Annotated in this window: 6 protein-coding genes; 4 read left to right on the top strand and 2 right to left on the bottom strand. The window is 36.9% G+C overall.

Annotated features, from left to right (window positions below; genetic code table 11):
• The first annotated feature begins 210 nt into the window (after window positions 1–210).
• Window positions 211–1,605: a TrkH family potassium uptake protein gene (locus ACFIMK_RS07195; protein ID WP_375631664.1), complete on the top strand. Its 1,395-nt coding sequence runs from the start codon at window positions 211–213 to the stop codon at window positions 1,603–1,605.
• A gap of 1,213 nt (window positions 1,606–2,818) precedes the next feature.
• Here ACFIMK_RS07195 and ACFIMK_RS07200 read toward each other — a convergent pair.
• Together ACFIMK_RS07200 and greA are read right to left on the bottom strand one after the other, a co-directional pair.
• Complete coding sequence (locus tag ACFIMK_RS07200) at window positions 2,819–3,877, bottom strand: glycosyltransferase family 4 protein (protein ID WP_375681173.1); 1,059 nt, start codon at window positions 3,875–3,877, stop codon at window positions 2,819–2,821.
• 17 nt (window positions 3,878–3,894) lie between these two features.
• Entirely contained in the window at window positions 3,895–4,368 is a 474-nt protein-coding gene (greA, locus tag ACFIMK_RS07205; RefSeq protein WP_007347010.1) for a transcription elongation factor GreA, read from the bottom strand.
• A gap of 338 nt (window positions 4,369–4,706) precedes the next feature.
• Here greA and ACFIMK_RS07210 point away from each other — a divergent pair, with 338 nt between their 5' ends.
• The 3 genes from ACFIMK_RS07210 to ACFIMK_RS07220 all read left to right on the top strand — a co-directional run.
• Window positions 4,707–5,021, top strand: coding sequence for an SH3 domain-containing protein (locus tag ACFIMK_RS07210; protein WP_375612971.1), 315 nt, complete (start codon window positions 4,707–4,709; stop codon window positions 5,019–5,021).
• Window positions 5,022–5,279: 258 nt separating this feature from the next.
• Window positions 5,280–7,589 carry an excinuclease ABC subunit UvrB gene (gene uvrB, locus ACFIMK_RS07215; RefSeq protein WP_375683101.1) on the top strand — a complete coding sequence of 770 codons (2,310 nt, stop codon included), beginning with the start codon at window positions 5,280–5,282 and terminating at the stop codon, window positions 7,587–7,589.
• 629 nt (window positions 7,590–8,218) lie between these two features.
• Window positions 8,219–8,989 (top strand): BA14K family protein (locus tag ACFIMK_RS07220; RefSeq protein ID WP_375674722.1); only part of this gene is annotated, 771 nt, incomplete at its 3' end.

The raw sequence follows: 8,989 nt of genomic DNA on the forward strand, positions 1-8,989 counted from the left end.
ATACTTCTTTTCAAGTTTTATGAAAAGGTCTGATTACTAATTCATCAAGGCACGCTAATGTTAAGAATTAATCCTTATCCTATAAAGAGAAAAATGTAACTTCTTATGAGCACAAAACCATAATAAAAAGAGATACAAAGATAGGGAACGATCATTTTTCAATTTATTATCAATGTCTGTGCACGTTTTGCCTTAATCATGGGAGGAGCAATGCTTTTGCCAATTTTTGTGGATTTGCACGACAACAATCGTAATTGGATAAGCTTTCTCTATTCTTGTGCCATAACCACCATGTTAGCAACGCTGATTCTTTTAGCAACTAAGGGAGCTACTTGTCGCTTTTCAGCACGGCTTGGCTTTATGCTCACTGTTTGTCTTTGGCTTACAGGAAGCATCGTAGGTGCCTTACCTCTTTATCTTTCTCCTCTTCCCATTTCTCTAGCAGGAGCCATTTTTGAATCTGTTTCTGGAATTACAACAACAGGCTCCACAGTCCTTTCTGATCTTGATAATTTATCGCGAAGTATTTTATTATGGCGTTCTCTTATATGCTGGATTGGGGGCATTGGTTTTATCGGTTTAGCCCTCTTAATTTTGCCTTCACTGCGTGTGGGTGGCGTGCGACTTTTTCATATGGAATCATCTGATAAATCTGAAAAAATATTGCCTCGCATCAACCAAATTGCTAACGGAATTATCATCGCTTATGTTGGGTTAACATTGGCTTGTATGCTTTCTTATTTTGCTGCAGGCATGAATTTATTTGATGCCATTAACCATGCAATGAGTACAGTAGCAACAGCTGGTTTTTCAACGCATGATGCTTCTTTTGGCTATTTTTCTGATACACCAGCCATCTTAATTATTTCAACAATCTTCATGTTGCTTTCTGCTTTACCTTTCGTACTTTATGTTAAATTAGTCCTTCCTGGACACTCTAAACGCTTCCTTGACCCACAAGTGATTGTTTTTCTCCATATCGTTCTCCTTTTCAGCTTTGCTTTAGCGGCATGGCTACGGTTTTATGATCATCGCGCGTTCCACTTGATTTTCCTTGATGTCATTTTTCACCTTTCATCCATTATTAGCACCACCGGTTACAGCGCTGAAGATTATCAACTTTGGGGACCGTTTGCGCTTGGAATTTTCTTTATTGTTTCTTTTACAGGCGGATGTGCTGGTTCTACTTCTGGTGGCATGAAAATCAATCGCCTCATTATTCTTTGGCGTATTACACAAACAAATATAGAAAAACTTCTTTCTCCTAATGTCGTTGTAAAAGCGCGCTACGATCACTCAAATATATCAAATGATGTTGCTCAAGCCGTTTTGTTTTTTGTCTGTCTTTATATGTTTTGCCTTGTTATCGGCACTGCACTTTTGCTTACAACCGGTCTTGACTTTACCTCTGCCTTTACGGGGGTCTTAACCGCACTTTCAAATGTTGGTCCAGGCTTTGGAGATATTATTGGCCCCACTGGTAATTTCTCTACAATCAACGATCATGCTTTATGGATTTTAAGTTTTCTAATGTTAGCTGGACGCCTTGAAATCATAACAATATTCGTCCTTTTTATTCCCGCTTTCTGGCGTGAACAATTCTAATGTATAGAGTATTTTATGCTACCATGATAAAAAATTGACAAGATAAAAAGGCGAGAACAGTATGCGTCATAATATTCACCCCTTACTCAATCCACTGAAGATTTTCTAAAATTTCCATACAAATCATCATATCAATGATATAAAAATAATTCAACAAAAACAATCAAATACCAATATTTTCAAAGCCATAACATATAAAACTTCACTTTATTGATCTTCTTTATCAAATAAAGTGGACGCATAGAACATTCTTTTTTAGGAATAATCTCTCATGCAAAAAATATGAATATTTGCTGATAAAAGTGTTTTTTCTCTTTAATAGAGTTACACCCTTATAGAAAAAAATGCTATTATATTACGAACTCACAAGCTTGTAAAAAACATCTCACAATACTCATCACCCCCATTTCACGACAGCCCTCATGAAAGATATAAAATGGGCACCATCATTTTTACTTAAATAACAATAAGGTGCAAGTCGGTACCAAAAAATAAGATATAAATTAGTACCACCATATTATTTTCTTTCTATTAATGTCGTAACAGCCTGCATTTCAGACAATTTATAAGAAATCTCTTTACACCCTGTCTTCAATAGTTTTTATCCACCACATGCCTTCTTCCAATTGTGATGTACAAGAAGATAGCTCTCATTGTTAATATCAACAGATTTTACATGAGAAAATCTTACGGTACTCAAAGCTCTTATTCAAATTGAAAAGGTAAATTATCTATAAAAATCATATATATATATATTGATCTTAAATCCATCTTATTATGAATTTATTGAAAATATGTACGACTATTTTATCCATGGAGATACCATCATTATCTTTTTAAGACAAGAAAACGTTTTTTTTGCTATCTATTTAAGTCTTACAAAACCAACAATATCAGCACGACACCGTATAAGATAGTGCATAAATCCCCAGACTTGAGTTAAAGCATTATTTTCTTATTCTAAAATATCAATGAATAAAAGTAGCTTTCTTCTCTCGTAGTATGCTTTATCATAAACTACATATCGCTCTCAAGCGTATACATTTTTAATCTTTTATCCAAAATTTTGGGAACTTCTTATAGTGTTCTACTAAAGACAATATAAATTTTGTAAAATAACATTTATATCATTGAGCTGTTTTCTTAATGACTATGAAAAACCTTTAAGAAAAATACTTTTTATCATTCCTCAAAAAGATTTTTGATATAATAATCAAAGTGTTTTTTCTGCAAACAGTTCTTTGTAAACACTTCCAATCTTGCTTGCCTCTTTTTCCAAAGGAAAGTGAGTACGAACATGGGTTAAAGCTTTCTTTCCGGCTGCCAATGTTTTTTCTACATCAGCAAAATAAGGTTCAATTGCTGCTGTTAAAGCCGCTCCATCTCCTGCTTGAACAACCGTTCCTGTTCCCTCGACCACCAATTCTTTAAAAATTCCTACATCACTCGCCACTACAGCCGTCTGTGATGCCATTGCCTCCAATGGTGTCAGACCAAAACCTTCCAAACGAGAAGGAGTTACATAAAGTGATAAACGGCGATACCACACAGGTATATCAAGCCTTTCACCAAGAAAAATAATGCGGTCGTTTAAACCAGCTTCAGCAATCTTCTGTCGTAATTTCTTTTCAAAACCATAATGCTGTTCTGTAGTCCGACCAGCGATAAGTGCTGTCCATTCGGGATAGTCAGGCAATAATGCTATCATCGCGTCCACAAACAAATCAGTACCCTTTAAATAGCGCACGCGCCCAAAACATCCTACCGCATATTTTCCTGGTACCCCAGTTGCTGGAAAGTAATCATCAGGAATTTTTGGGGGTGAAAAACGCCTAATATCCACTCCATGCATAATAACCTTATGAGGCACTTCTAGATAGGTTCCCGTACATACACTAGTAGCGATAACTTTATCCATACGACGAAGCAACCATTTGGTAAAAGGCTTGTGTTCGCGTCGAGATGCCGAAGTAAAGATGAGTTTAAGCTTCATTCGCAAAACATCGCGTAAAAACACCCCGCAAAGCATCTCAATATTGCGTCGCGCATGCCAAATACGAAACGGCTTCCCTTTCGGACTTTTCCAAAGTCCGAAAAGGTCCCTAAAGGCAAGAGTTGGCAAAGTTCGTGGTAAACCAAACCCCAAAGTGGATATACGCACACCCTGTTCGCGTTGCAGTGGAATAAGCTGAATAATCGTAGATGTTACTCCCGACAAACGCCTTTTAAAGTGAGGCGCAATAATTTCAGTTTCGTCCAAAGATACACGCATAATAATCCATATGTTATTTAGATGTACTGAACCTTAATGATCTCGTAATTATGCGCACCACCTGGTGCATTCACCTCAATCACATCACCTTCTTGCTTGCCAATAAGTGCACGTGCGATAGGCGAAGAAATAGAGATTTTACCAACCTTTACATCAGCTTCTTGATCCCCTACGATCTGATACACTTTTTTTTCCTCAGTATCCTCATCCAAGAGTTTAATGGTTGCACCAAATTTTATTTTGTCACCTGAAAGACGCGAGACATCTATAACTTCTGCTCGTGCGATATAATCTTCAAGCTCATTTATACGCCCCTCATTATGACTTTGTGCTTCTTTAGCTGCATGATACTCAGCATTTTCAGATAAATCACCATGCGCACGCGCCTCAGAAATTGCTTCAATAATTCGCGGACGCTCCTGTTGTTGACGCCAACGCAACTCTTCTTTAAGACTCTCAAAACCAGCTGTAGTCATCGGAACTTTTTCCATAATCCGTCCCTTTCTATTACACGGAAGGTTTAATAAAAATACAAAAAACGGCTTCCAAAATTACTTTTGGAATCCGAAAACTACGATCTTTTTTATTATATAGTACAGTATCGCTGTTTTCCATATAAAAATAAATAAAGGAAACAAAACATGCACAAATAGTGATTAAAACATCTCATTTTGGTGTTTAAAACGTTAAACTTCACTCTTCTCTTTAAAGTGTCCTAAAGAAGAAAGAATTGTATTTTTTTCTGTTTTATCATAATCTAGTAAAAGAAATTATATAGAATATGAAGAGAGAAGGATAGAAAATCTCTAAAGAAATTCTTTACAGAAAAATGAAAAAAATCGTCATTTTTTTTATGTTTGGCTCTTTCTTTTTAGCCACAACAATATCAGAGGCAGCAGATGCTTTTGTTACGAGAAATCTTAATTTTAGAACAGGTCCCAGCACTCAATATGCACTTTGCGGCTTAATCTCTGCTGGAGAATTAGTTTTTGTTAAAAACTGTGAAGGAAATTGGTGCCATATCCGATATAACACTCAAATAGGTTGGGTGTCATCTCGTTATCTTTCATTTAAAGATGGAAATGATCTTTATCACACATATACAATGTCTTTAATGCCCAAACGTACCGATTATTCTCCATAACAGCCATAATAACTTATGCCCTCTTGAATATCATCATGGCAAAAATACAATAGTGTTCACGAACAACCACAAATATGCTCCTTCCAAAGAAATACTTCGAAGAATTTGTCTCATAAAAAACTTGATCAATATCCTAATGAAGGCTCCAATAAACCAAAACAAATCTGTTCAATAACGTTTTGCTGTTGTCGTAATAAATTTGTAAAAATTAGTATTTTCTTTAAAATCACCAGCACTTTTCTATCAAAGGATACAACAATGAAAAATGGTGTTACTGCAACAGTAGAAGCTCTTTCTGCTCTTATTGCTTCAGGTAATCCTCTTTTTAAGAATGGTGCATTATGGACACCTCACCGCCCCATTCGTCCTGAAAAATCTGAAGGTGGTATTCCATTTCAACTCGAAACATCTTTTAAACCAGCGGGAGATCAACCTCAAGCCATTAAAACTCTGGTTGAGGGAATTCAAAAAAATGAACGTACACAAGTGCTTTTGGGTGTTACCGGCTCAGGGAAAACCTATACAATGGCCAATATCATTGAAAAAACACAGCGTCCAGCTCTGATTTTAGCTCCCAATAAAACTCTAGCAGCGCAGCTTTATGGGGAATTTAAAAATTTTTTTCCCCATAATGCCGTCGAATATTTTGTTTCCTATTATGACTATTATCAACCAGAAGCCTATGTTGCACGCTCAGATACTTATATTGAAAAGGAATCCTCAATTAATGAACAAATCGACCGGATGCGTCATGCTGCAACACGCGCTGTCTTAGAGCGTGATGATGTTATTATCGTCGCATCTGTCTCCTGCATCTACGGAATTGGTTCCGTAGAAACCTATACGGCCATGACCTTCGAAATAGAAAAAGGGGACAAACTCAATCAACGAAAACTCTTGGCTGATTTAGTCTCTCAACAGTATTATCGACAAGATATCAACTTCGTTCGTGGTTCCTTTCGTGTACGAGGGGATACAATCGAAATTTTCCCTGCCCACCTCGAAGATCGTGCTTGGCGTATTTCGCTCTTTGGCGATGAAGTGGAAACAATTACGGAATTTGATCCTCTCACCGGACAAAAAACAGGCGATCTTCAATCAATTAAAATTTATGCCAACTCACACTACGTAATACCACGCCCAACACTTAACCAAGCGATGAAATCTATCAAAATGGAACTCGTTCAACGCCTCGATGAGTTGAACGAAGCTGGACGTCTTTTAGAAGCACAACGTTTAGAACAACGTACAGTTTTTGATTTGGAAATGTTGGAAACCACCGGTTCATGTCCGGGAATTGAAAATTATTCACGTTATTTAACAGGACGAAATCCCGGTGAACCACCCCCAACTTTATTCGAATATATTCCACTCAATTCTCTTGTTTTTATCGATGAAAGCCATGTAACCATTCCCCAAATTGGTGGTATGTACCGAGGTGATTTTCGCAGAAAAGCAACCTTAGCAGAATATGGTTTTCGCCTCCCTTCTTGTATGGATAACCGTCCTTTGCGCTTTGAAGAATGGGATGCTATGCGCCCACAAACGATTGCTGTCTCCGCAACACCTGGACGGTGGGAAATAGAACAATCTCACGGTACTTTTGCAGAACAAGTTATTCGCCCCACAGGGCTTGTTGACCCACCAACAGAGGTTCGTCCAGCCAAAAATCAAGTCGATGATGTTGTGAATGAAATTCGTAAAACAATTCAAAAAGGCTACCGCACACTAGTGACCGTCCTAACCAAGCGTATGGCCGAAGATTTAACGGAATATCTCCACGAACAAGGTATTCGTGTACGCTATATGCATTCCGACATTGATACATTAGAACGCATTGAAATTCTACGCGATCTTCGGCTTGGCACCTTTGATGTCCTCATCGGTATCAACTTGCTCCGAGAAGGCTTAGATATTCCAGAATGTGGTTTTGTTGCCATTCTAGATGCCGATAAAGAGGGCTTTTTGCGCTCTGAAACTTCCCTCATACAAACAATCGGACGTGCTGCACGTAACGTAGATGGCCGTGTTATCCTCTATGCAGATACGATCACTGGTTCCATAAAACGAGCCTTACAGGAGACACAAAGACGTCGACAAAAACAAATAGCCTATAATGAAGAACACCATATCACACCGAAAAGTATCAAAAAAAATATCGGAGATATTCTCAATTCAGGCTATGAAAACAACCATATTCGTACAAATATCCCTGATGTCATCGAGAAAAAAAATATGGTTGGCAACAATTTAGCATCTCATATTAAACACCTCGAAAAATTAATGCATGAAGCAGCTGCTGATCTTAATTTTGAAGAAGCAGCACACCTTCGCGATGAAATCAAACAATTACAAAAGATAGAACTAGAACTCGCGGAAAATCCCTTAACACATCATAGCGAACAATCCACCCATGAGCGCGTATTACAACCAAGTCTTTTCTCCAAACCAAACCTTGCACACATGGGACCAACCATGGACACTGGTATTTTGGAAAATCAAAAAGGAAAATCTCGTAAAAACACCCCTAATCAAGCAACAATAAAACGAAAAAAACGCAATCAATGAAGGAGCAAAAAATTTCAAACCGCATAAAATAATCTTCAGCTCTTCTAAAAAAAGACGAAAGCTCAAAAGTAAACAGCGTTATCCGAAAAATAGACAACCTCCAACATCAAGGGTGCTTCAATTTGTCTAAAACAACATGAGAGAGAACATTTTATAAAAAATTTCTAAAATATATTATCTTTATACAGTTATACTCTGATATCTAACTCAATATTATTTATCCTTACAAGAAAATATTCAAATAGGACACTGTCCTATAATACAAATAAAGTAAAATAAGACTTTATCATAGCACCATAAGCCTATGATAAAAAATGATAACTTTTATTCATATCCCTATTGTTCAATTCATATTGTACCAAACAATAAAAAATTATCCCTAAATAAAGAGTTTATATTCCATAGTAAAAAATCGTGGACTCTCAATACAAACTTATTAATTAACCTCAAGCAGAGTACATTAATTGAAATCAAAATTCTGTTATGATTTCATTTTACTGTCTCCGCGATAGATTTAACTAAATAAATTTTTATTTTTTTGTCACAATAAAGTCCAAAATTGTTCAGGCTCTATTCAGTTTGAAACGTGTAGGATGTGAAAAATACGAATTTACACAAGGAGCATCATTATGAAAAAAGTGATCAGGTTAGCGGTATTATCAGCAATGTCAACTGTGACCGTTTTGATGCCGCTAAATGCAACGCTTGCGGATATGGCATGGAATCGTAGTGACTCTATCTCGAGAGAAATAGATGATATGATGAGGAAGATGCGTAAAGAAACAGATGATGCGATAAGGGAAATGAGGAAGAAAGCTGATATTCTGCCTTGCGGTTTTTCTCGCTCCCATTGTTCTGATAAAAAACGTAGCTTTTTATCTGATGATTTCCAAAAGTTTGTTGATGATTTCCACAAGAGTTCTGATGACGACAAGAGAAGATTTAAAGCCAAACATGAAAGGTCTGTAGCCAAACATAGTAAGACGGAACAACAACAACACCATCATCACCACCACCACCATTATCATCATGTTGAAAACAAAACATATCATTACGTCGAGCGCAAAAAGACAAAACACAGTAATATTCATATAGATAACTCAGGAGATGCTTTAGCGGTGGGTATTCTTGGTCTTGCAACAGGTACGATTCTTGGTACAATTTTAAAAAAACCAGAACAGCCACAAGTGGTTTATCAAATAGTACCACAAAATCAGGTAATTTATCAAAAAGTTCCGCAAAATCAAAGAGTTTATCAAGTGCAGCAAACGGTGGCATATGAGCCACTCCAGCAATCATTAGAATCTGATTGGCTTAACTATTGCAAGAAAAAATACCGTTCTTTCAACCCTAAAACAGGAACTTTCCGAGACCGTAATGGTTTGGAACACGTTTGTTAT

The organism is Bartonella sp. AP280QHHD, from assembly GCF_042196125.1.
GTDB lineage: Bacteria > Pseudomonadota > Alphaproteobacteria > Rhizobiales > Rhizobiaceae > Bartonella.

What these genes read in the sequence shown, in the direction of transcription:
- ACFIMK_RS07210 (WP_375612971.1), top strand. Translation starts at nt 4,707, where the DNA reads ATGAAAAAAATCGTCATTTTTTTTATGTTTGGCTCTTTCTTTTTAGCC.
- uvrB (WP_375683101.1), top strand. Translation starts at nt 5,280, where the DNA reads ATGAAAAATGGTGTTACTGCAACAGTAGAAGCTCTTTCTGCTCTTATT.
- ACFIMK_RS07195 (WP_375631664.1), top strand. Translation starts at nt 211, where the DNA reads ATGCTTTTGCCAATTTTTGTGGATTTGCACGACAACAATCGTAATTGG.
- ACFIMK_RS07200 (WP_375681173.1), bottom strand. Translation starts at nt 3,877, where the DNA reads ATGCGTGTATCTTTGGACGAAACTGAAATTATTGCGCCTCACTTTAAA.
- greA (WP_007347010.1), bottom strand. Translation starts at nt 4,368, where the DNA reads ATGGAAAAAGTTCCGATGACTACAGCTGGTTTTGAGAGTCTTAAAGAA.